This window comes from Gilliamella sp. B3127, from assembly GCF_026536935.1.
Taxonomy (GTDB): Bacteria; Pseudomonadota; Gammaproteobacteria; order Enterobacterales; family Orbaceae; genus Gilliamella; species Gilliamella apicola_E.
Window position 1 is genome coordinate 268,169 of record NZ_JAFNNI010000003.1, and the last position, 21,840, is coordinate 290,008.

Sequence of the window (21,840 nt, forward strand, 5' to 3'; positions counted from 1 at the left end):
TTTATTGATGTCCTTAAAGACTTTTTATTGCTTCATACTGCTCTTGTAATTTAGCTTTGTCAGCAACATAGCCTTGTTGTTTCTCTTTCTCTTTAGCCACTACAGCTGCTGGTGCTTTATCAACAAAGCTAGCATTGGAAAGCTTGTTATCAATACGTGCAATTTCGCCTTCAATGCGAGCTATTTCTTTTTGAAGTCGAGCTAGCTCATCATCTTTATTGATCAAACCAGCCATTGGAATAAGTAGTTCTGCACCATCAACTAATTTGGTTACCGATAATGGCCCTGCTTCACCTTCATCTAACAAGACAATTTCTGATAATCTTGCTAAAGACTCTATAAAGGTGACGTTGTCACCAATAATGCGATGCACCGTCGGTGATGCTTTTCTGATCAATAATTGTAACGGTTTGCTTGGCGCAATATTCATTTCAGCACGAATATTACGAACAGCGATAACGGCATCTTTAATCCAATTGATATCAGCAACTGCTTCATTATCAACTAATTTGCTATCAAAGGCTGGCATTGGTTGTAACATAATAGTATCTGCTTTGATGGCCATTAATGGTTTAACACTTTGCCAAATAGCTTCAGTTATAAATGGAATGATTGGATGAGCCAAACGCAAGAGTGCTTCAAGGACTGTTACTAACGTATGACGAGCTGCTCGTTGTTGATTTTGCTCGCCATTAGCTAATACTGATTTGGTTAACTCCAAATACCAGTCACAGAACTGATTCCAAGTAAATTCATATAAGATATTAGCCGCTAAATCGAAACGATAAGTATCAAATGCTTCGCGGTATGTTTTCACCGTTTGATTAAACTCCGCTAAGATCCATTTATCCGCTATTGAATACTCTAAATCACCACCTTTAAATCCACAATCGTGATCTTGAGTGTTCATTAATACATAACGGCTAGCATTCCATAGTTTATTACAGAAATTACGATAACCTTCTAAACGTTTTAGATCCCAATTAATATCACGACCAGTGGACGCCAGTGCCGCTAAAGTAAAACGTAATGCATCGGTACCATGGGCTTCAATGCCATTAGGAAACTGTTTTTCAGTACGTTTGGCAATTTTTTCAGCAAGCTGTGGTTGCATCATGTTACCAGTACGTTTTTCTAATAAATCGGCAAGTGATATCCCATCAATCATATCTAAAGGATCAATAACATTCCCTTTAGATTTTGACATTTTTTGCCCTTCTTCATCACGAATCAAGCCAGTTACATAAACTGTTTTGAAAGGTACTTGAGGTTTGCCATGTTCATCTTTGATGAAATGCATCGTCATCATAATCATTCTTGCGACCCAGAAGAAGATGATATCAAAACCAGTTACAAGAACATTAGTTGGATGGAAAGTCGCTAAATCATCGGTCTTTTCTGGCCAACCTAAGGTTGAGAATGTCCACAGCGCTGATGAGAACCAAGTATCAAGTACATCATCATCTTGTGATAACTCGATATCAGCAGATAGCCCGTTTTCACCGCGAACTTCAGCTTCGTCACGACCAACATAGACATTACCTTGATTATCATACCAAGCCGGAATTCGGTGTCCCCACCATAATTGGCGCGAAATACACCAATCTTGGATATCATTCATCCATGAAAAATACATGTTTTCATACTGTTTAGGTACAAATTGAATATCGCCATTTTTTACGGCAGCTATTGCTGGTTCAGCTAAGACTTTAGCGCGAACATACCACTGATCGGTTAACATTGGTTCAATAACCACGCCACCACGATCGCCATAAGGAATGGTGAGATCATGTGGTTCAATTTTTTCTAAAATACCTTGAGCTTCACACTCTGCAACAACTAATTTACGTGCAGCAAAGCGTTCTAAATTTTGGAATTGTGCCGGAATCTCAGTTGAGTAAGCGGTGCTTGGCTCGCCATTAGTATCAAATACTTCTGCTTGCGTACGAATCTCACCATCAAAGGTAAAGATATTAATCATCGGTAATTGATGACGACGCCCTACTTCATAGTCATTAAAGTCATGAGCAGGTGTGATTTTTACGCAACCCGTGCCTTTTGTCATATCCGCATGTTCATCGCCAACAATAGGAATACGACGATTGACGAAAGGTAATATAACAAATTTACCAATGAGATCTTTATAACGAGGATCTTCAGGATTAACCGCCACACCAGTATCACCAAATAGCGTTTCAGGACGAGTCGTTGCGACAACAAGATAATCTTTACCATCTGCCGTTTTTGCACCATCCGCTAATGGGTAGCGCAAATGCCACATTGAACCTTTAACTTCGCGATTTTCCACTTCAAGATCTGAAATTGCCGTGCGTAATTTGGGGTCCCAATTCACTAAGCGTTTACCGCGATAAATCAAATCTTCTTGATAAAGTCTGACAAATACTTCTTTAACTGCATTAGAAAGGCCTTCATCCATCGTAAAACGTTCACGATCCCAATCAACAGAATCCCCTAAACGTCGCATCTGCTTCGTAATACTTCCACCTGATTCAGCTTTCCATTGCCAAATTTTTTCGATAAAGGCTTCTCGACCATAATCATGGCGAGTTTTATTTTCTTCAGCGGCAATTTTACGTTCTACCACCATTTGGGTAGCAATACCTGCATGGTCAGTACCTGATTGCCAAAGCGTGTTATTACCTTGCATACGGTGATAGCGAATTAATGCATCCATAATAGTTTGTTGAAATGCATGTCCCATATGCAAACTACCCGTTACGTTTGGTGGTGGAATAGCAATGCAATAGCTAGGCTGAGATTTGTCACCATTAGGCTTAAAGTAACCACTTTCTTCCCAATGTTGATAGATAGGTTGTTCGATTTCTTGTGGATTATAAGTCGTATTTTTCATAATAAAGGCATCAATCCTAATTCAAGGCATAAAAATGGCTATTATTCTACAGTAAAAAGACATAACAATAAATTGCTAGACGAATAAAGTCGTTGATTAAATCGATTTTCCTAGACGGTAGGAATATGGTAAACAAAAGATCGCTTGTCGATAAGCGATCTTTTATCTCAATAAATGGATTGTTAATGATGATAAATAAAATTATCGATCAATCTAGTTTTACCAATATAAACCGCTAAAGCGCATAGACTATCTTGCTTTAATACATCAACATTGGTTAACGTTGCAAAATCAACAAATTCAATATAGTCAATTTTAGCTAATGGTTCATTATTTATAACGTTTTGCATGGCCTTTAAGATGGTTGCAACTGATTTTTCACCCGCTTTGATCATTTGCTTAGCCTGTTCAATTGAACGATATAAACAAATAGCGGCTAGGCGTTCTTGTTCAGACAAATAGCTATTGCGCGAACTCTTAGCCAATCCATCACTTTCACGCACAATCGGGCAACCAATAATTTCGATGGGAATATTGAGATCTTGTACCATTCGTTGAATGACGGCTAATTGTTGCGCATCTTTTTGTCCAAAATAGGCACGATCAGGTTGAGTAATATTAAATAGTTTGGTGACAACTGTACAAACACCTTTAAAATGTCCTGGTCGCTTTTTTCCACAAAGCGCATCAGTTAAACCATTAACATTGACATAGCTATTGAAATTCGCATCATACATTTCATCGGCGGACGGACAAAAAATCAAATCAACGTCCATTTGCTGACAGGCTTTTTTATCTCTTTCTAAATCACGTGGATAGCTAGCTAGGTCCTCTTTAGGACCAAACTGCATTGGATTAACAAATATTGTAACAATCACTCTTTGATTATCTTTTTTAGCACTAGCCATTAAGCTTTGATGACCTTCATGCAGATAACCCATGGTCGGCACTAAACCAATACTTTCACCATTGTTACGCCATGATTTAACCTGATCGCGAACTTCATCGATAGTGGTTATAACTTTCATGTTTATTATCCTTCCAAGCTAGTTTGAAAATTCAGATTTGAGTTTGGCCATGATCTCATCATCAATAGCAAACTCATGAATAGGTGCAGGGAATTGTTGCTGTTTAACTTCTTGGCAATAATCCGCAAATGCCTGTTTCATTTGATCCCCCATTGGGGCAAAAGATTTAACAAATTTGGACGATACACCATCATACATAGATAACATATCTTGATAGACTAAAACTTGCCCATCACAACCATGACCAGCGCCAATCCCAATAGTAGGCACGCTAACAAGTTCAGTTATAAATTTAGCTAAATCAGCAGGTACACATTCGAGTAAAATTGCCGCAGCGCCTGCCTGTTCAACAGCTAAAGCATCTAAAATAATCGCTTTTGCTGCTTTATAATTTTTACCTTGTACTTTGTAACCACCTAATGCTAATACTGATTGTGGCATTAAGCCAATATGGGCAATGACAGGAATTGAGGCTTGAGCGATCATCTTAATATGCTCACAAAATGCTTGTCCACCTTCAAGCTTCACCGCCTGAGCATTCCCTTCTTGTATCAATCGTCCAGCATTATGCACGGCATCATAAACAGATGCATGGTAAGACATAAACGGTAAATCGGTTACAACCAATGCTTTTTTAGCGCCTTTTGCCACGGCTTTAGAGTGATGAATCATATCGTCCATAGTGACTGATACTGTGCTTTCATAACCCAGCATAACCATACCTAAAGAATCACCTACTAATAGACAGTCGACACCGCTATCATCCATCAATTTTGCTGTCGTATAGTCATACGCGGTTAGCATGGTGATCTTTTCTTGATTTTGTTTGCGTTGTTGTAAAGTCAAAATTGTATTTTTCAAGGTAACAGTTCCATTTCTAATTGATGATAATCCCTATCCGGATGTTTTTGACGACTGATATTAAGCAAAATAGTCGATAATTGTTGATAAATTGGTTTGAGCTCATCTGGCATTGCCATCATATGTTGCTTAATGGTTTCAATATCGTTACGCTCCACAGGTCCAGTTAATGCATCTATGACTCCCGCTTTACAAATGTTGTTGGCATTACCAAGAAATAGCGGATGCCAAGCTTGTTCAATAAACTCTTTATCTAATCCACATTGATTAAGTAAATCTACACCTATTTGTACGAGAGCTAGCACTTGATTACTTAGCATGACACAAGCAGCATGATATAGTGGCTTTTTATTTGCTGAAAGAATTGCTAAGCGATTAGGTAATAGCGCTAAAAAACGTTGTAATTGGTCGATAATAGCTTTATTTGCTTCGAGCGTAAAAGAGACGTCCGACATAGTATTATAGCAATCGAACTTATCATAAATAGCGTATAAAGGGTGTAATGAAAAAGCGAATGGATGCACAACTTTATTTTGCTGAAATATGTGTGATGTCAATAAGCCACTACAATGACCAATCCACTTATTGGTAATAGGTAATTGACATAATTCATGCCAGACAGAAGCAATTTGACCATCAGCTACTGTCACCAATAAACAATCGCAATTATTCACTAAATCAGCTAAAGATGAATAAGCATAAGATTGAGTAAAATCACTAGCTTGTTTAGCGTGTTCATAAGTTCGGCTATAAAAACCTGCAACTTGTAAACCCGATAAACTAAAATATTTCGCTAGTGTGCATCCAACTTTACCAGCTCCAATAAAACCAATATTCATTATTAATAACAAAATTTAAACAAAGCGGCATTATAGCCTAATTTGATTGAGATTCAATTTTTAACCCAAAAACAAGCAAATATTCAAGAATTACCTGCTAATCAAACCTAAAAAACCCCGCTCCTCAACTTTTTCGATAATTTTAAAAAGCAATATAAGCAATTGAGAATGATGAAAATAATTATTTTTCAGGATTGTCAGTCAATTGAAGATTTTGGTATTGTTTAGTATTTTCATTCCATTCTTCCAAACTAAATCGACAAACATAGCCTTTTTCGTTTGATCTTGAATCAATTGCGCCGATAATTATTAAATAATCTTTCCCCTCTTTTGGTGTAAAAACGAATTTCTTTTTATTCCATTCACATGTAGATGGAGGCGTATGAGAAGAACCAATCCCGAGAAAACGAGGCACATAATGTCCATTTCGTTCGAAATCTATATCAAAAATAAAAGGCTTATTGGGAACGATATTAATTTGAGATAAAGATATAAAATATACTTTTAGTAAAAAATAAGATCTTCATTTCCATATTTGAATTTAATTATTTTTCACATTGGTATTTAAATAAAAATTTAACTTTTATTTTATCCATTTTATAAAATATTTTACTTTAATTCATTCGACTGATACGCTTTCTCTTAATAGAATATTATTTAATTTTTTTTCTGATGTTTTTGCTTTTTTTGTTTTTTTTGCTCTTTTTTTGCTCTTTTTTCTTTTTCCCAAAATCATTAGAATAATTACGATAACGAATTGATTCATATAAAGAAATAAAAAAATTTATTATTACCGCCATCACCAAGCAAAAAATAATAGTACCAATTGTGGATTTTAGTGATTCAGCTGAAAGTTTAGGGTCATTGTGTGGAGGTATGCCAATCCTAGTATAACCTAAAGCATATTGGTTTTGCAAAATAGTAACAATAAATACTAACAATAAAGTCATTTTGGTCTTCATTATTTATACATCCTTGTAATGACGAAATTACCTTTATTTTGAGTTAATATTAATTATATTATTATACAATATAATTATACTAACAGTAGACTATCTTTAAATTCCTTTTAATGAAAAAACACTGATTTTTTTACAAAAAATCGCTGAAATAGATTAGGGATTTTTGGCAATGATGGCGTTGGTAAAAATATTCAAGAATTATTTGCTAATTAAATCTCAAAAACCCCGTTCCTCAACTTTTTTTCATCAATTTAAAAAGCAATATATGCGATTGAGAATGATAAAAATAGTTATTTTTCAGGATAGTCATTCAATTGAACATTTTGGTATTGTTTAGTATTTTCATTCCATTCTTCCAAGCTAAATCGACAAACATAGCCTTTTTCGTTTGATCTTGAATCAATTGCGCCAATAATTATTAAATAATCTTTCCCCTCTTTTGGTGTAAAAACGAATTTCTTTTTATTCCATTCACATGTAGATGGGGGAGTATGAGAAGAACCAATCCCGAGAAAACCAGGCACATAATGTCCATTCCGTCCGAAATCTATATCAAAAATAAAAGGCTTATTGGGAACGATATTGATTTGAGATAAAGGTTTGAAATCGACCTTAGGAAGATTATTCTCCAAGATCAGAATTCGATTTAAAAAATCGAAATAATCATTGGGAAGCGGAAATCTAGAAAGTTTATAAGTGGGAGGTACAGTTAGAGCATTACCAAATCGGTAAGGAAGCAGATTTTCATTAGAATCGCTAGTGTCATATACTGACAAACCATAAAAAGAAAAACTAAAAATTCCGATTTGAATAACCGCGAGTCTAGCTTGTTTATCTGTAGGTTCAATTTCTGAATAGAAGTGGCTTTTAGCTAAAAGTTCAGCATACTCTTTGTTTATTTTTTCCCATTCTACAGAAGTTGATTTACACGAAATTATACTAAATGTAAAGATTAATAATAATCTTGAAAAGTTAAACATCGCCATCCCTGAATTATCATAATGCAATCTTATAAATAAAAAGATAACATATAATTTATTAGTTTATTCTTTTTTTCCAAAATTATTTGCACATCTATTTGATGAATTTGTATCTTCTTTTTTCTTAATCTTTTTTATCTTTCCTGCTTTCTGAATTAAGTTGTTTTTTACGTTTATCTTCTTCCAATTTTTTATTTTTCTTTGATTCTTCATAGTTTTTGTAAATATGATATAAAATAATACCAACAGCAATGGCGAATAGTAAAATGATAATTATAGAGGCATCATCTCCGTCGCTCCCCCTTGAATGATGACTAGGAGAATAATGCATATGAACTCGTGGGATATAAGTTCTGTGATATCCAATCCCATACGCATTTTGTATCAGAGTAATAAAAAAAACTAAAGCTACTATTATTTTTGTTTTCATTATTTGTACATCCCTGTAATAACGAAGTGATCTTATTTTAAGTAATCTTAATTATCTTATTATTATACAATAATATAATTATACTAACAGTTAACTATCTTAAAAGTCATTTTAATGAAAAATACACAGATTCTTTTACAAAGAAATCGCTGAAATAAAGGGTTTTAAGGTATGCGTTTATAAGTCGTTTCAATATTAAACTCCACAAACATTTTTTGAGTCTTATCCCCCTTCATTATTAATAAACAATCTTACTTCAATTTGCCTTCTAAAATAAATTTATGCGCCATTTCAGTTATAATGTTATTAAGTTGAACCTTCGATTCACATTCAATTGCATCTTTAAATTTTGAGTAATTATTCTCAGGTAAAATTGGAAAGATAATTATTTTTCAATATAGTAGGTTGATTGTATATTTTGAAATTGTTTTGTATTTTCATACCATTTTTCCAATCTCGATCGACAAACATAATCTTTTTCGTTTGATATTGATTCTATTTTGCCAATAGTTTTTAAATAATATTTATCTTCTTTAGGTATGAAAATGAATTTCTCTTTATTCCATTCACATGTATATGAGTTTATATGAGTAGCACCAATCCAAAGAAAACTAGGCACATAGTCATATTGTCCACCACACTTGGTATCTATATCAAAAATAAATTGTTTATTAAGCGCTGCATAAATTTGAATTAAAGCGCTGAAATCAACTTTTAAAAAATTATAATTTAAAATTGTAATTTGTTTTGTATAATCGGAATAATCATTTAGAAATGGAAATTTAGTGAGTTTATAAGTTGGCGGTATAACTGCATCATCGACAAATCGATAAAAATGTTGAATTCTATAAGAACCTCTATAGATTGCTTCATAACGTTTTTTTTTCTCTTCTTCTACTTTTTTATTTTTTTGATGTTTTAATTCAGAATAAGCATAGTAAATACTAAGTAACATACAAGCCGATACAAACGTTAAAAACATAATTATGATGGCATATGTTGTATCCATATCAACTTTTGTATGCCTTGAATGACCGTGTAAAGCAGGAGTATTATGCATCATAAACCTACCATACGCATTTTGTATTGTAGTCATAAAATAAACTAAAACTACTATTACTTTTGTTTTCACTACTTGTACTTCCCTGTTAAGAGCAAATAATCCTTAATTCGAATCAATCTTAATCTTCTAATTATTTAATATATTATTATTTTACTATCAGTAAACTATTCTAAAAATCCTTTTAATTCAAAATACGATGCATCTTCCTACAACAAAAAAACGCAAAAGGAAGTTAAATTCAAGGTACACGTTTACAAGTAGCTTCAATATTAAATTCCATAAAGGTTCTTCTTGGATCACAATGTTCGTATTTTGTAAATGAACTCTCTTTTAATTCATCTTTTGAAATAAACTTATACTCAATTTCAGTTATAATATTATTGATTTGATCTATCGATTCACATTCAATTGCACCATTGAGTTTTGCGTAGTTATTATCAGGAGAAATAGGCGCAATAAACGCATAATATTTTGTTTGTACTGCGAATCCTTTTTCCTGTTTCTTAACAAGCGCTACATAACCTGTATTATTGAGTGTATAAGATTGTATTCCTTTCAATTTTGAGTCGTAATAATGATAGCTTGTACCGCGACTATCGTCGACTTTACAATCCCAAGTTCCTTCTAGCATTTCAGCAGTAACTTTTTGTCGCTCTTGACAACCAACTAGAGTCAATAATGATATTGAGAGCACCAATAATTTTTTAAACATTTTACTTTCTGTATAGAATTGACTATTGTCTATTATAACAAACAATTTAATAAATTCTTCATTAATTTAATAGGTTACACATGGCGACAATATTATTCATAGGTGTAATTTACATACAATGAAGCTTTGCCAACCATCGACTAAGGTCTTTTTATAATTTGAGATGCTGATAGGATTTTGAAATTTTATTAAGCAGATTTTCCAGCTCGTGATGCTGTCTTTATACAGTATTACTGATGCTAGAACTACCTTGCCACATCAGATATAGCCATTACTTGTAATAATAAATTTATTGATAAAAACCTTATTTTTATAAATTTAAGAGCATAAAACAGGGATGGTTTTTAGGTTAAATCCAGCTTCTTTATAGGTTTTATACCTTCCTCGTGCTAGCGATTTTTGTTGTTCTTCAACAGGAACAAAGTCAATAATATCGCGGTATACGCCAGCAAATTCAGGGTATTGCTCTTGTAGATTGATAAGTAAATGACGTGAACCATTGCTACTGCGCTTTTGTGGCCAACAGATTTCGACAGGTGATCCGCTTTTCAGGCCTTCTCCAGCTAGATTATGGGGAACAAAATTTTCAGTATCGAGTTGCCATAAATATTCATCAATACGTTCAGCTTGAGCTTGATCTTGACAGGCCACTAACACACGTTGCCGGTTTTGCCATGCTTCAACAATTTTTTCACACGCAAGCTTTTCTTTGAATAAAACCCCAGCATCATTGGCTGGGGTTGGGTTTTCAAGTAGATAAAATATCACTTTTTTCATGTATTTACTCATTTTTGGTTAAGTAAGTATTGAATTAACATCGCGACTGGTCTGCCTGTAGCGCCTTTGTTTGCACCCGATTTCCAAGCTGTACCTGCAATATCAAGATGTGCCCATTGGTATTTTTCAGTAAAGCGAGATAGGAAACAAGCGGCTGTAATCGTTCCGCCATCTCGACCACCAGCATTGACAATGTCAGCACAGGTTGATTTGATTTGTTCTTGGAAATCACTATCAATCGGTAATGACCACGCTTTGTCTCCCGCTTGATTTGAGGAATTTACCAATTGTTCAGTAAGCTCTGCGTTATTACCCATCACGCCAGTATAATGATGACCGAGTGCAATGATACAAGCACCAGTAAGTGTAGCAATGTCAATCACAGTCTTGGGTTGGAAACGTTCAACATAAGTTAAAGCATCGCATAATACTAAACGACCTTCTGCATCAGTATTGATAATTTCAACGGTGGTGCCCGACATGGTGGTTAAGATATCACCAGGACGGTATGAATTACCATCTGGCATGTTTTCACAACCAGCCATCACGCCAACTACGTTGATAGGTAGTTTTAATTCAGCCACAGCCTGCATTACACCAAACACAGTGGCAGCACCACACATATCATATTTCATTTCATCCATACCGGCTGAGGGTTTGATGGATATGCCACCTGAATCGAAGGTTAATCCTTTACCAACTAATACATATGGTTTGGCTTTTTTGTCTTTGGCACCATGATATTCTATGACCGTCATAATTGATTCGTTGGCTGAGCCTCGTCCAACCGCTAAATAAGCGTTCATATTGAGTTTAGCAAGCTCTTTTTCACCTAAGCATGTCACTTTCAAGCTTGAATGCTGTTTACCTAAACTTTTGCCCTGCTCTGCTAAGTATTTAGCATTGCCGATGTTAGATGGCATGTTGGCAATGTTTTTGGTACTGACAATAGCATTTGCAATAATTTGTCCTTGCAATAATTGACTTTCTACATGCTTGATTGTTTTTTTATCGCTATAAAGTAGCGTTACTTTTTGTAAGCTTGGTTTTTCTGATTTTGTTGATTTGAATTGGTCAAAACTATAGGTTAATTCGCTAGTAATTTGTGGTAGTTGTTTAGCAATTTCACCACTTATTGCAGGATTTAGAGTCAGAATGTCCCAACTTATATTTTTAACTTGTTTAGTTATTAACTCTTTTGTAGCTGCTTGTATCATTTTTTTTGCAGCGTTAATATCAAAATTTTTTTCTTGGCCACACCCTACAACTAATATTTTCGGAGAATTCGGGCTAGCGTATAAAAAGGTGGTTTTACCTAATTCGCAGTTAATGTCACCTGACTTGATCAGCTGACTAATCATACCCTTGGTTAATTCATCTATATCCTTGATTAAACTAGTTTGTTTCTTGCCTAATTGGACAGTTACCACTAAACATTCTTCTTTTTGTAATGTGATTAATGAGCTGTTTTTGATTGAGTATTTCATAGCGTTCTCTTGTAAGATTTTTATGGTGAATAGTAACATTTTATCGGTTCATTAAACGATAGCAACAAAAAGATAACGAAACAACGCAAATCAGATTATAATAGTGCGATTTGATAAAACGGATAGATAGGTAAAAAAGTGATAATTCGCCGATATTTAATTAAAGAGACGATGAAAACACAAGGTGCAATACTGTTTATTTTATTGCTAATTTTCTTTTCTCAAAAATTAATCAGAATTTTATCCAGCGCTATTGATGGCAGTATTCCACGTGATTTGATTATGCCACTTTTAGTGTTAGGTGTGTCGAATATGGCTGATCTTATTTTGCCACTAAGTCTGTTTTTAGGTGTGCTTGTTACCTTTGGTCGGCTTTATTCGGACAGCGAGATGGTCGCAATGCATGCATGTGGGATTAAGAGAAGACTTAACTATCAGGTTGTGCTATTTCTGTGTGTGATCACCTGTATATTCACAGCACTCAATAGCCTTTGGTTTGGGCCTTGGTCTAGCGTGAGACAAGATCAGCTAGTCGAAAATGCCAAGATTAATCCAAGTTTAGCAGGTTTATTAGCTGGCCAATTTCAACAAACACCTGATGGCAACTCGGTAATTTATATTGGTAATGTTGATCATAATAAGCTAGATAACGTATTTATAGCCCAAATTAATCCGAAAAATGCTCAACGCCCTTCTATTATTATTGCTAATAAAGGGAAAACTGAAGAAGATAAAGATGGTAATCAAATCATCACACTTGAAAATGCAAATCGTTATGAAGGCACGGCACAATTAAAAGATTTTAGAATTTCGAATTTTCATAACTATTTAGGTATTATTAAACCTAAGGAGCTAGAAAGCAATGTTGATGATGATAAAGTGGATGTTCAGCAATTAGGATTGCTTGAGCTTCATGAAAATCCAACACCGAAGGCTAATGCTGAATTTTATTGGCGATTGACGTTGATAATTTCGGTTCCTTTGATGGCTTTTTTAGTGATTCCATTGAGTGTGTCAAATCCAAGACAAGGAAGGCTTGCACAAATTTTACCAGCGTTACTGCTTTATTTAGTCTATTTTTTACTTTCTAGTTCGGTTAAAGCTAATGCTGGTAAAGGTCGCTTAGATCCCGCTTTGTGGTTTTATCTGATTAATCTAGGGTATTTTGTTCTGGCTTTGATTTTAAATTGTTGGGATAACTTATTTATGCGTAAACTTCGTTTAAAATTTATTGCGTCTTAAGGGGAGAACGATGTTTTCGATTTTAGATCGCTATATTGGTAAAACTATTTTAAATACCATTGGCATTTGCTTATTTTTATTAATTAGTTTGTCAGGAATTATTCGTTTTATTGACCAACTTAGAAAAATCAAAGTTGATTATGATGCCTTGTCAGTTGGTTTTTATTCTTTGCTAATGGTACCTAAAGATATAGAAATATTTTTCCCTATGGCAGCACTTTTAGGCGGGTTAATCGGTTTAGGGATTTTAGCTTCAAGAAGCGAGCTTATTGTGATGGAAACTTCAGGCTTTAGCCGTTTTAAAATTGCATTAGCTGTGATGAAAACTGCTCTTCCTTTAGTGCTTATAACAATGGCAATTGGTGAATGGGTTGCACCTATCAGTGAACAAACAGCTCGTAATATGCGCTCAGAAAAACTTTATGGTAATTCTTTATTAGCTCAACAAGGCAGTTTATGGGCGAAAGATGGTAATGATTATATCTATATCGACCATGTCAATAATGATAGTTCTATCTCAAATATTGATATTTATAAAGTTGATAAAAATAAATTACTATCGATTACTCATGCTGATAGCGGAGTGTTTGAAAATGGAAGTTGGACGTTATCACAAATCGAGATGAATGATTTAACCAATCCACAACAAATAACGGGTACGAACTCACTTACTATGCAGTGGAAAACTAATATCACACCTGATAAGTTGAGTATTGTAGCTTTTGACCCTGATTCATTGTCAGCATCAGGACTCTATCAATATTCGCAATATTTGAGAAATTCGGGCCAAGATACAAAATATTATGATTTGTTATTTTGGAAAAAGCTGATTAAACCCGTTTCAGTTGCAGTGATGTTGTTGTTGGCCTTATCTTTTATTTTTGGACCATTACGAAGTGTATCTATGGGTATTAGGGTGATTATAGGTATTACTTTTGGCTTTATCTTTTATATCGCCGATAATCTTTTTGCTCAAGCCAGTATTGTGATGGGCATTTACCCTATCGTTGGATCTATGCTAACTAGCTTTGTGTTTTTGTTAATCAGTTATATTTTATTTAAAAGAAAAAATTAAATTATAGCTTTGATCTCCTACGATATTGGCATATAAACTTGATAAGTTATATGCCAATTTCATCCGCAATATTCTTCAAAATTTCCTTTACGTATACCAATTAAGTTAAACAATGATTTTGTAGGCTTCAGGCTAAGGTTGATTGGTTTAGTTCGCACCCTTTATTTAAATAAAGGATGCGTAAGATTAATTTATTTAAACAATTTTAAGTAGTCACCATAGCCTTGAGCTTCTAATTCTTCTTTTGGTATGAACTTTAGCGCTGCAGAGTTGATACAGTAGCGCAATCCCCCTAAAGCTGCAGGCCCATCATTAAATACATGACCAAGATGTGAATCAGCTTCTAATGAGCGGACTTCTATCCTACGCATTCCATGGCTGTTATCTTCTTTTTCAACAATTTGTTGCTGTTTAATCGGTTTAGAGAAACTTGGCCAACCACAGCCTGAATCAAACTTATCTAGTGAGGTAAACAGTGGTTCACCAGAGACGATATCAACGTAGATCCCATCGCGGTGGTTAGCGTTATATTGATTATCAAATGGAGGTTCTGTACCATTTTGCTGTGTGACGTGATATTGCATTGGTGTTAGTGCTGATATAGCTTTATCTTTCATTGATTTGTTCATGTTGTATCTGCCTCACGTTATAAATGTGATATAAATAAACGTTTAAATTTGTGTTAATCATTGCTACTTAACATTGATTGCAATACTTTATCTTTAACCCAAAAATAGTGGTACAACGCACCTAATACATGAAATATAACTAAAATAGCTAGTACATAAGAACTAATCAAATGTAATGAATGAAACATTTGGTGATATGGCATATCAATAGCAGGGATCGATATTAAACCAAATATATTAAGGTCCCTTCCACTCATTAAATACCCCGATAATGGCGTAATTAGCAGTAAAAGGTAGATCACTCCTTGAGTGGATTTTGACAAAATTCGTTGCAGTTTTTTGTCTTTCGGTAAGACATCAGGCACACCTTGACTGCGGATCACCATAATTCGCCATATTGTTAATAGCAAAACAAGCACTCCAAAGGATTTATGTAATAAATAGACTATTGCCATTCCACCCAATATATGTGACATTGTCACTTTAATTAAAAGGAGCATTGTTACCATTATGACAAGTAAAGCCGATGTCCAATGAATCCATTTTTGTTTACTGCTATATTGCGGGTACTTTTGCATATTTACTCACTTTTGGTTGTTGACTTATCTTGCCAGTTATCTGCAATAAAATTAGCTCGTCCAGATAATTGATAATAACGGTTATAATGTTCTGGCTGTTTTTTATAGTAATCTTGATGATACTCTTCGGCGGGATAAAATATTGTTGCCGGTTCTATAGCGACATCAATCGGATGATTAAATCGTTTGCTTTCTTCAAGCGCTTGTTTAGATGCGATCGCTTGCTGTTGTTGTAATTTGTTATGATAAAATATTACTGGACGATAAGAATCGCCACGATCGGCAAATTGTCCTTGCGAATCTGTCGGGTCAATTTGCTGCCAAAAAATATCAAGTAATTTTTTATAGCTGATCATCGTTGGATCAAAGGTAATTTGCACCGCTTCTGTATGGCCTGTGTTGCCTTGGCAAACTTGTTGATAAGTTGGATTTTCCGTATGACCACCAGTGTAACCTGAGATCACATTAATAACGCCTTCATATTTGTCGAAAGGTTTTACCATACACCAGAAACATCCACCTGCAAATGTTGCTTGTTCATATTGTTGCATAAAAACCTCCAATTAACTTACATTAACAGAAACGATCTTTATAAAAAATACAACACTTACTTTGCTTTTTAAATGATGTGTTCATATTACTTGAAACTGGTCAAATAAGCACCATATTATTCATCTAATATAAATTTTTAGGAGGTGTAATTATGGCTAGTGGCTGGGCATCTGACGATGCCGTTAACCAACAGATCGAAAGTACAATCACAGATGCTATCGAAATCGCCAGACGCCAACTAAAACACGATAAACCCAGTGCCGAGTTTTGTGTTGAATGTGGCGATGCTATTGCAAAAGCCAGACAAATTGCTTTACCAGGTGTGCAATACTGTTTAGCTTGCCAACAAGAAATAGATAAGCAATTGGCAAAATCTGCAATATTATATAATCGACGTGGTAGTAAAGATAGCCAACTAAGATAACAAGCTCTTAATAAGGGGATTGAGTAAAACTCCTTCCCCTTTTATATTTTGCTTTCCTCAATTATTCTTTATTTTTTGAATTACGAACTTCATCATAAGGGTAAACTAATAATTTACCATCAAACCATTCTGCACAAAAAACTTCATCAATATCTTTATAACCTTGTTTTTTGATTTCATTCTTAAGCCATGTTTCACTTTTGTGGAGTTGTTCAAGGTTGTCTTGACTAATAGCGCCATTTTCAATCACCAGTACTGCTATATCTTTATCTCCTTTCTTGATAATGGTTAAAGATCCATTTAATTCGTACCACACTTGTTTTAATTCACTAAATGCGCAAATTCCTTGAATATTGATTAGCGTTTCAAAATCTCTAACAGGTAAATTCGCTTTTTTGAAATTTTCAGAGATTAGATTGCCATTTTTGATTAATTGTATAGGTTCACCATCAATAGCATCTCGGAGTTTTGAATTTTTAGATTTGATAAATCGTACTAAGATAAGAAGACCTGCCCAAATCGCCACAGCTCCAGCGGCTTCCCACGCAGAAACATTAGCATTAAGTAATGTTCCACCTACCAATGCACCAATAACCATGCTACCAACCTGATCCAACTGTGACATCGGTGCGATTTGGCTTTTTCCTGATAATTTGACATAAATAAGTAAAATGATAAGTGCAATTAAAAATTTTGGTGCCATTTCAAGTAAATACATTCCTGCCTCCAAGTGTAGATCCAATCTAAACGACCATTGCTTAGCTATCTGGTCTAATCGGATAAATAAAAGATGTATTACGAATTAACTAAATTTTTATTTATTTGAAATCAATGACTACTTGTTTTTTAATAGAGATTAGAAAGTTTAATACGAGAGCATTGTTATTCTACTCCAAAAAGGATTTTAAAAAAATGATACTTGCAATAGATGTTTACTATTTAAATGATAAGGCAAAAACTGTTGGCATTTTATTTGAGCAATTTACTGATGGTATCAATGAGATAAAATCTGTTATCAATGATTATCAATCGAATGTTCTGCCTTATCAATCAGGCCAATTTTATAAACGTGAATTACCTTGTATATTAGCATTATTGTCTCAGGTTGATCTCAATTCGATTGATGTGATTATAGTCGATGGTTATGTTCATTTGAATGATGGTAATCTTGGTTTAGGTGGTTATCTTTATGAAGCACTGGATAAAAAGATACCTATTATCGGCGTTGCAAAAAAATCTTTTACCGATAATAAACAATATGCCATTGAAGTAATGCGTGGTAAAAGTAATAATCCAATCTATATAACATCATTAGGAATGTTACTTAAAGAGGCGGCAGATCATATTCAATCAATGGCCGGCAAATATCGCATACCAGATTTACTGACCTATTTGGATCAACAAACTAAGTTGTTTAAATTCGAATAATACAATAAAAATGGTTAAACAGGTTTATGTTATTAATTCACCAAAATACTATTGATATAGATTTTAATATAGTCTTCATATTAGTCATTTAATATTAATAATTTGAACCAAAGAGTTTATATATTGACTATCTTTCGTTTATCTTTTTTTAACTTAAGTTGTTTATTAAAACGCTAGAATTTTTAAGCCAAACTTTTATGTAATATATTTAAGATGTTTCTTAGATCTTTTACATCTAGCTGCCCTGGTGCAGATGCATTTTTTGCTGCACCAAAAGTGAGGTCTGACCCAAAAGTTTCACCTGCAATTCGGCTAATCGCACCTGTTCCAGCCATTGCCATAGTAATTAGTGGTTTACGTGCATATTTGTCTTTCATTTCAGCTGTTGCAGCAAGTAAGTTAATTACATCTTCACGCGAACGTGGCATTACGGCAATTTTAGGAATATCTACACCAAGATCCTGCATTTTGCGTAATCTTGCTACAATTTCATCTTTTGGCGGAGTCTTATCAAAGTCATGATTGGAGGCTATCACTAAAACGTTATGCTGATGAGCTAACTGGACAATTTCTTCAACATATTTGTCACCAGTGAAAACTTCGATATCGACAAGATCAATTAAACCACTTTTTATCATCTGTTTATTAAGGTTGATATAAAATTCAATCGTAGCAGGATAAACTCCGCCTTCATTAGCGGTGCGGAATGTAAATAAAATGGGTTTGTAGCCAATGATTGTTTGTAATTTATTTGCTGTTTGTTTTACTTTTTCAACATCATCAACTTTTTGAAAATGGTCTACTCTCCATTCAACCATATCAAAGTCAATTTTTGTCAAAAATTCAGCTTCATTAACTAATTCTTCTTCTGTTTTTCCTACAATTGGAACAATAATTTTAGGCGCTCCAACACCAATATCTAAACCTTTAACTGTAATTTTTGACATCTATCCACCAATTTATCTTTTCTACTCTCTTAATTTACTGAGAGAATAGTCTGTAGTTATAAATAATTTTAATAAGTTAACTAAAATTTTTAATCATTAAAGCCCATTTTTTCTTTAACATAATCAATTGGAGCTTCTTTTCCTGTCCAAATTTTAATTTGTGCATGACCTTGCCATAACATCATACCGATACCGTTTAACGTTTTACAACCTTGCGATTCGGCTATTTCTAATAATTTTGTTTTACGTGGACTGTAAATACAATCGGTTACGACGAGATCTTTTCTTAGCATAGTTGGATCGGTAATTAAGCTTTTTCCTTCTGACGGCTTCATACCAATACCAGTAGCATTGCATAATACTGCACTTTCAGCAATTTCCTGACGTAATTTTGAGTGATCAGCTAAATCATAAACTACTGCTTCACAGTCAGTTTTAGCATTTATTCGGTTGACTATTTCTACAATTTTGTCAAAGCATTCATCTTTTTGATTAAAAATTGAAATCTTTTTAACGCCATCTAATGCGGCTTGTACGGCAATAGCACTTGCAGCACCGCCTCCACCAAGTAATGTCAACTTTTTACCTATAACATCAACACCCGCCTCTTTTAATGAGCGCATATATCCTATTCCATCAGTATTATATCCGGTTAATACTCCATCATCATTTGAAATGGTATTACAGGCTCCAATAAGCTCTACTGCTGGTGTTAATTTATCTAAATATTGGCACACGAGTTGTTTATTCGGCATTGAAACAGCACTACCGCGTAAACCTAATGCACGTAAGCCTTTTATAGCATCAGGCAATTTTTCTTGCGTCACTTCAAAAGCTAAATAGACATAGGGAATATCTAATTTAGAGTAAATTATATTTTGCATTTTTGGTGATAAGCTGTGCCGAATTGGATATGCCATTAATCCAATTAATAAAAAGTGTCCATCAATATTAGCTCTCATGCTTCTCTCCAATTATTAATGATTAAAATTCAGCGAGTTTTTTTAAGTAATCTTTTCGTATTTTATAGATACATTTTTGCTCGTTCAATTGGAGAATGACTCAATGTAAATTCATCATCACTACGCTAAATTGAAATTGGCATTTCATGTAAAGATTTTAGTAATGTTATTACCTCAATACCACCTCGCTCGGTGATAATTGATAATTCTTGCTTAATAAAGTAACTCCTAACTGTTATTAAGCTTTTCTCAAATTATATAATCGCATTTGATAATTCTTAGATGTTTTTTAAACCTAGGATTAATACTAAAAACACCAACATTAAGCCATAAAAAACACGAAAATCAGCGATAAATACTTTCCAGTATTATTTTGATGTTTAAGATAACTTTCTAAAAATTCTAGGTTTACTAATTTACCATTTTTTTTACTTTAAATTACTTATCATCGTAAAGCACCTTATCGTGATAAGGTGCTTTTTTAGTATTGCTGAAAGTCATTAAATTTTATTCATATCAATAACTTTTTTGAAACGTGAATAAACAATTAATCCTAATATTACACTTGATAATGCAACAACTAGATCGACTAAGATAGCATAGCTAACATTGATTAATGCTAACTTAGGGACTATTAGGGGAATGACAATAAATGATAAACCACTGAAAGTATACATTGTTCCAACTGCAAACCCTTTACGATCAGGAAATAGCTGCTGCATAACAACTAAGGTGAGTTGTAATATACCTCCTGCTGCTGTTAATCCCATTCCTATTGCCACAATTAAACTCATTGTAGGATTAAGATTAAATAAAAACATTAATAAAGTTAATGCAGAAAGTAACGGCAATATAATAATGCAATAAATTGGTTTTATGAATTTTTTAACAATATAGGCTGTTGTAAACACAGAAACTATTGATGCAGTACTATAATAACTGATCAATTGTTTGGAAGCGATTGGTTCCATTCCTATACCTTTCTCTGCAATCGCAGGTAGCCATTGTAAAATGATGACAAAGGTTGCAGTGGTGGTGAAGCCCATAATTATTAATAAAATACCTTCAAAGAAAATATTCGGTTTACCAATGAAATAGTCACTATGGCCTTCATTGCCACAAATAACTGTATTTTTGGAAGGAAATGTTCTTGGCGCTAAAAGTAAAAAATTAATAATGATAAAAGTAACAAAACCGATGAAAGCATAGCCATACCATAAATCATAAGCATGAAAGAATGTAACAATGAATGGTAAGACTAACGTTCCTATTGAAATAAATGCTTTAATTAAAACACTTGCAGTACCTGCCGAACGAGGAAAGCATTCGGTTAAAGCAGGCATGGAGCCGGTATCTAAAAATGAGTTTCCAGCACCAATAAACATAGCCAAACAAAATGCAACATGTATATTGTGACAAAAGAGAGTCCCAACGAAAAAGATAATATAACAAGACATGCCCATAAGGATAAATGGTTTGCGTCCAAATTTATCAGATAGTATTCCTCCAATAAACATTAATAATATTTTTCCATATCCTATTCCTGATGCAACGTAACCAATACCTATAACATCATCAGTTTTTAATTGTGCAGAAATTTCGACAGAAAATTGCATAATTACTATTAAAGCAATACTTTGAATAATGTAATTAGCATAGATAGAGCCAGCTATCGAATATGAGCTGTGATTACTCATTAGTTAATACTCCAATACAAATTTAAAAATCTTATAAAATTAACTGGCTCAATATTAGCGGTAAAAGTATCTGAATAAAAGGAAAAATAATCTTTGAAATAGTTTTATTAATTAATTATTGTTAATTTAGATAAATTTTTTAAATAATCATCTCAGAATTGGAAAGTGGAGAAGCATTTTTTAAAAGATTATAAAAAATTGAATATTTCTAGCTATGAAAAAAATCTAGATAGTTTATTTGTAATACGAATTGAGTAATGAATTTCAATGATAAATTTGATTGAGGATAATGATT

At 33.7% G+C, this 21,840-nt stretch carries 23 protein-coding genes; 4 read left to right on the forward strand and 19 right to left on the reverse strand.

Features of this window, described 5'->3' with window-relative positions:
* Nucleotides 1-13 precede the first annotated feature (13 nt).
* From J3U00_RS07080 to J3U00_RS07135, 12 genes are all read right to left on the reverse strand, one after another.
* On the reverse strand, nucleotides 14-2,872 hold the full coding sequence (locus J3U00_RS07080) for a valine--tRNA ligase (protein WP_267332009.1): 2,859 nt from the start codon (nucleotides 2,870-2,872) through the stop codon (nucleotides 14-16).
* 182 nt (nucleotides 2,873-3,054) lie between these two features.
* A complete protein-coding gene (panC, locus tag J3U00_RS07085; RefSeq protein ID WP_267332010.1) occupies nucleotides 3,055-3,900 on the reverse strand; it encodes a pantoate--beta-alanine ligase in 846 nt (281 codons plus the stop codon).
* 18 nt (nucleotides 3,901-3,918) lie between these two features.
* Entirely contained in the window at nucleotides 3,919-4,761 is an 843-nt protein-coding gene (panB, locus tag J3U00_RS07090; RefSeq protein ID WP_267332011.1) for a 3-methyl-2-oxobutanoate hydroxymethyltransferase, read from the reverse strand.
* Nucleotides 4,758-5,600, reverse strand: coding sequence for a Rossmann-like and DUF2520 domain-containing protein (locus J3U00_RS07095; protein ID WP_267332012.1), 843 nt, complete (start codon nucleotides 5,598-5,600; stop codon nucleotides 4,758-4,760). The genes panB and J3U00_RS07095 overlap by 4 nt, the downstream gene beginning before the upstream one ends.
* 181 nt (nucleotides 5,601-5,781) lie before the next feature.
* On the reverse strand, nucleotides 5,782-6,015 hold the full coding sequence (locus tag J3U00_RS07100; RefSeq protein ID WP_267332013.1) for a hypothetical protein: 234 nt from the start codon (nucleotides 6,013-6,015) through the stop codon (nucleotides 5,782-5,784).
* Nucleotides 6,016-6,253: 238 nt separating this feature from the next.
* Nucleotides 6,254-6,550, reverse strand: coding sequence for a hypothetical protein (locus J3U00_RS07105; protein ID WP_267332014.1), 297 nt, complete (start codon nucleotides 6,548-6,550; stop codon nucleotides 6,254-6,256).
* Nucleotides 6,551-6,852: 302 nt separating this feature from the next.
* The gene (locus J3U00_RS07110; RefSeq protein WP_267332015.1) at nucleotides 6,853-7,542 is read right to left on the reverse strand and encodes a hypothetical protein; all 690 of its coding nucleotides are present in this window, start codon (nucleotides 7,540-7,542) and stop codon (nucleotides 6,853-6,855) included.
* 124 nt (nucleotides 7,543-7,666) lie between these two features.
* Entirely contained in the window at nucleotides 7,667-7,972 is a 306-nt protein-coding gene (locus J3U00_RS07115) for a hypothetical protein (RefSeq protein WP_267332016.1), read from the reverse strand.
* A 385-nt stretch (nucleotides 7,973-8,357) separates the two neighbouring features.
* Entirely contained in the window at nucleotides 8,358-9,104 is a 747-nt protein-coding gene (locus J3U00_RS07120) for a hypothetical protein (protein WP_267332017.1), read from the reverse strand.
* Between the two features lie 169 nt (nucleotides 9,105-9,273).
* Nucleotides 9,274-9,792: a hypothetical protein gene (locus J3U00_RS07125; protein ID WP_267332018.1), complete on the reverse strand. Its 519-nt coding sequence runs from the start codon at nucleotides 9,790-9,792 to the stop codon at nucleotides 9,274-9,276.
* Between the two features lie 273 nt (nucleotides 9,793-10,065).
* The gene (locus J3U00_RS07130) at nucleotides 10,066-10,524 is read right to left on the reverse strand and encodes a DNA polymerase III subunit chi (protein ID WP_267332019.1); all 459 of its coding nucleotides are present in this window, start codon (nucleotides 10,522-10,524) and stop codon (nucleotides 10,066-10,068) included.
* An 8-nt stretch (nucleotides 10,525-10,532) separates the two neighbouring features.
* Nucleotides 10,533-12,011 carry a leucyl aminopeptidase gene (locus J3U00_RS07135; protein WP_267332020.1) on the reverse strand — a complete coding sequence of 493 codons (1,479 nt, stop codon included), beginning with the start codon at nucleotides 12,009-12,011 and terminating at the stop codon, nucleotides 10,533-10,535.
* Nucleotides 12,012-12,149: 138 nt separating this feature from the next.
* Between J3U00_RS07135 and lptF the strand changes: the two genes are divergently transcribed.
* Both lptF and lptG read left to right on the forward strand, forming a co-directional pair.
* Entirely contained in the window at nucleotides 12,150-13,253 is a 1,104-nt protein-coding gene (lptF, locus tag J3U00_RS07140) for an LPS export ABC transporter permease LptF (RefSeq protein ID WP_065734190.1), read from the forward strand.
* A 10-nt stretch (nucleotides 13,254-13,263) separates the two neighbouring features.
* The gene (lptG, locus tag J3U00_RS07145) at nucleotides 13,264-14,328 is read left to right on the forward strand and encodes an LPS export ABC transporter permease LptG (protein ID WP_267332021.1); all 1,065 of its coding nucleotides are present in this window, start codon (nucleotides 13,264-13,266) and stop codon (nucleotides 14,326-14,328) included.
* A gap of 191 nt (nucleotides 14,329-14,519) precedes the next feature.
* On the opposite strand, the gene msrB is transcribed toward lptG, so the two are convergent.
* The 3 genes from msrB to msrA are packed head-to-tail and all read right to left on the reverse strand — an operon-like array spanning nucleotide 14,520 to nucleotide 16,086.
* Nucleotides 14,520-14,957 carry a peptide-methionine (R)-S-oxide reductase MsrB gene (gene msrB, locus J3U00_RS07150; protein ID WP_065734192.1) on the reverse strand — a complete coding sequence of 146 codons (438 nt, stop codon included), beginning with the start codon at nucleotides 14,955-14,957 and terminating at the stop codon, nucleotides 14,520-14,522.
* A 53-nt stretch (nucleotides 14,958-15,010) separates the two neighbouring features.
* Complete coding sequence (locus tag J3U00_RS07155; RefSeq protein ID WP_267332022.1) at nucleotides 15,011-15,535, reverse strand: cytochrome b; 525 nt, start codon at nucleotides 15,533-15,535, stop codon at nucleotides 15,011-15,013.
* A gap of 2 nt (nucleotides 15,536-15,537) precedes the next feature.
* Nucleotides 15,538-16,086, reverse strand: coding sequence for a peptide-methionine (S)-S-oxide reductase MsrA (gene msrA / locus J3U00_RS07160; protein WP_220226141.1), 549 nt, complete (start codon nucleotides 16,084-16,086; stop codon nucleotides 15,538-15,540).
* Nucleotides 16,087-16,238: 152 nt separating this feature from the next.
* Between msrA and J3U00_RS07165 the strand changes: the two genes are divergently transcribed.
* Nucleotides 16,239-16,511 (forward strand): DksA/TraR family C4-type zinc finger protein, encoded by a 273-nt coding sequence (locus tag J3U00_RS07165; protein WP_220226142.1) that lies wholly within the window; start codon nucleotides 16,239-16,241, stop codon nucleotides 16,509-16,511.
* 61 nt (nucleotides 16,512-16,572) lie between these two features.
* Here the strand turns inward: J3U00_RS07165 and J3U00_RS07170 are convergent, their stop codons facing one another.
* Nucleotides 16,573-17,229: a DUF421 domain-containing protein gene (locus tag J3U00_RS07170; RefSeq protein ID WP_065562497.1), complete on the reverse strand. Its 657-nt coding sequence runs from the start codon at nucleotides 17,227-17,229 to the stop codon at nucleotides 16,573-16,575.
* Nucleotides 17,230-17,423: 194 nt separating this feature from the next.
* On the opposite strand from J3U00_RS07170, the gene J3U00_RS07175 reads away from it, so the two are divergent.
* The gene (locus J3U00_RS07175) at nucleotides 17,424-17,939 is read left to right on the forward strand and encodes an endonuclease V (RefSeq protein WP_267332023.1); all 516 of its coding nucleotides are present in this window, start codon (nucleotides 17,424-17,426) and stop codon (nucleotides 17,937-17,939) included.
* Nucleotides 17,940-18,121: 182 nt separating this feature from the next.
* Here the strand turns inward: J3U00_RS07175 and aroD are convergent, their stop codons facing one another.
* From aroD to J3U00_RS07190, 3 genes are all read right to left on the reverse strand, one after another.
* Nucleotides 18,122-18,886 carry a type I 3-dehydroquinate dehydratase gene (aroD, locus tag J3U00_RS07180; protein ID WP_267330280.1) on the reverse strand — a complete coding sequence of 255 codons (765 nt, stop codon included), beginning with the start codon at nucleotides 18,884-18,886 and terminating at the stop codon, nucleotides 18,122-18,124.
* Between the two features lie 89 nt (nucleotides 18,887-18,975).
* Complete coding sequence (locus J3U00_RS07185) at nucleotides 18,976-19,848, reverse strand: shikimate dehydrogenase (protein WP_220226146.1); 873 nt, start codon at nucleotides 19,846-19,848, stop codon at nucleotides 18,976-18,978.
* A 500-nt stretch (nucleotides 19,849-20,348) separates the two neighbouring features.
* Nucleotides 20,349-21,545, reverse strand: coding sequence for an MFS transporter (locus J3U00_RS07190; RefSeq protein WP_267332024.1), 1,197 nt, complete (start codon nucleotides 21,543-21,545; stop codon nucleotides 20,349-20,351).
* Nucleotides 21,546-21,840 lie beyond the last annotated feature (295 nt).

Coding starts and splice junctions, on each gene's coding strand:
- J3U00_RS07110 (WP_267332015.1), bottom strand. CDS start 7,542: ATGTTTAACTTTTCAAGATTATTATTAATCTTTACATTTAGTATAATT.
- J3U00_RS07135 (WP_267332020.1), bottom strand. CDS start 12,011: ATGAAATACTCAATCAAAAACAGCTCATTAATCACATTACAAAAAGAA.
- J3U00_RS07155 (WP_267332022.1), bottom strand. CDS start 15,535: ATGCAAAAGTACCCGCAATATAGCAGTAAACAAAAATGGATTCATTGG.
- aroD (WP_267330280.1), bottom strand. CDS start 18,886: ATGTCAAAAATTACAGTTAAAGGTTTAGATATTGGTGTTGGAGCGCCT.
- msrB (WP_065734192.1), bottom strand. CDS start 14,957: ATGAACAAATCAATGAAAGATAAAGCTATATCAGCACTAACACCAATG.
- J3U00_RS07185 (WP_220226146.1), bottom strand. CDS start 19,848: ATGAGAGCTAATATTGATGGACACTTTTTATTAATTGGATTAATGGCA.
- J3U00_RS07115 (WP_267332016.1), bottom strand. CDS start 7,972: ATGAAAACAAAAATAATAGTAGCTTTAGTTTTTTTTATTACTCTGATA.
- lptG (WP_267332021.1), top strand. CDS start 13,264: ATGTTTTCGATTTTAGATCGCTATATTGGTAAAACTATTTTAAATACC.
- J3U00_RS07080 (WP_267332009.1), bottom strand. CDS start 2,872: ATGAAAAATACGACTTATAATCCACAAGAAATCGAACAACCTATCTAT.
- J3U00_RS07130 (WP_267332019.1), bottom strand. CDS start 10,524: ATGAAAAAAGTGATATTTTATCTACTTGAAAACCCAACCCCAGCCAAT.
- J3U00_RS07190 (WP_267332024.1), bottom strand. CDS start 21,545: ATGAGTAATCACAGCTCATATTCGATAGCTGGCTCTATCTATGCTAAT.
- J3U00_RS07175 (WP_267332023.1), top strand. CDS start 17,424: ATGATACTTGCAATAGATGTTTACTATTTAAATGATAAGGCAAAAACT.
- J3U00_RS07165 (WP_220226142.1), top strand. CDS start 16,239: ATGGCTAGTGGCTGGGCATCTGACGATGCCGTTAACCAACAGATCGAA.
- J3U00_RS07095 (WP_267332012.1), bottom strand. CDS start 5,600: ATGAATATTGGTTTTATTGGAGCTGGTAAAGTTGGATGCACACTAGCG.
- msrA (WP_220226141.1), bottom strand. CDS start 16,086: ATGCAACAATATGAACAAGCAACATTTGCAGGTGGATGTTTCTGGTGT.
- panC (WP_267332010.1), bottom strand. CDS start 3,900: ATGAAAGTTATAACCACTATCGATGAAGTTCGCGATCAGGTTAAATCA.
- J3U00_RS07170 (WP_065562497.1), bottom strand. CDS start 17,229: ATGTATTTACTTGAAATGGCACCAAAATTTTTAATTGCACTTATCATT.
- J3U00_RS07105 (WP_267332014.1), bottom strand. CDS start 6,550: ATGACTTTATTGTTAGTATTTATTGTTACTATTTTGCAAAACCAATAT.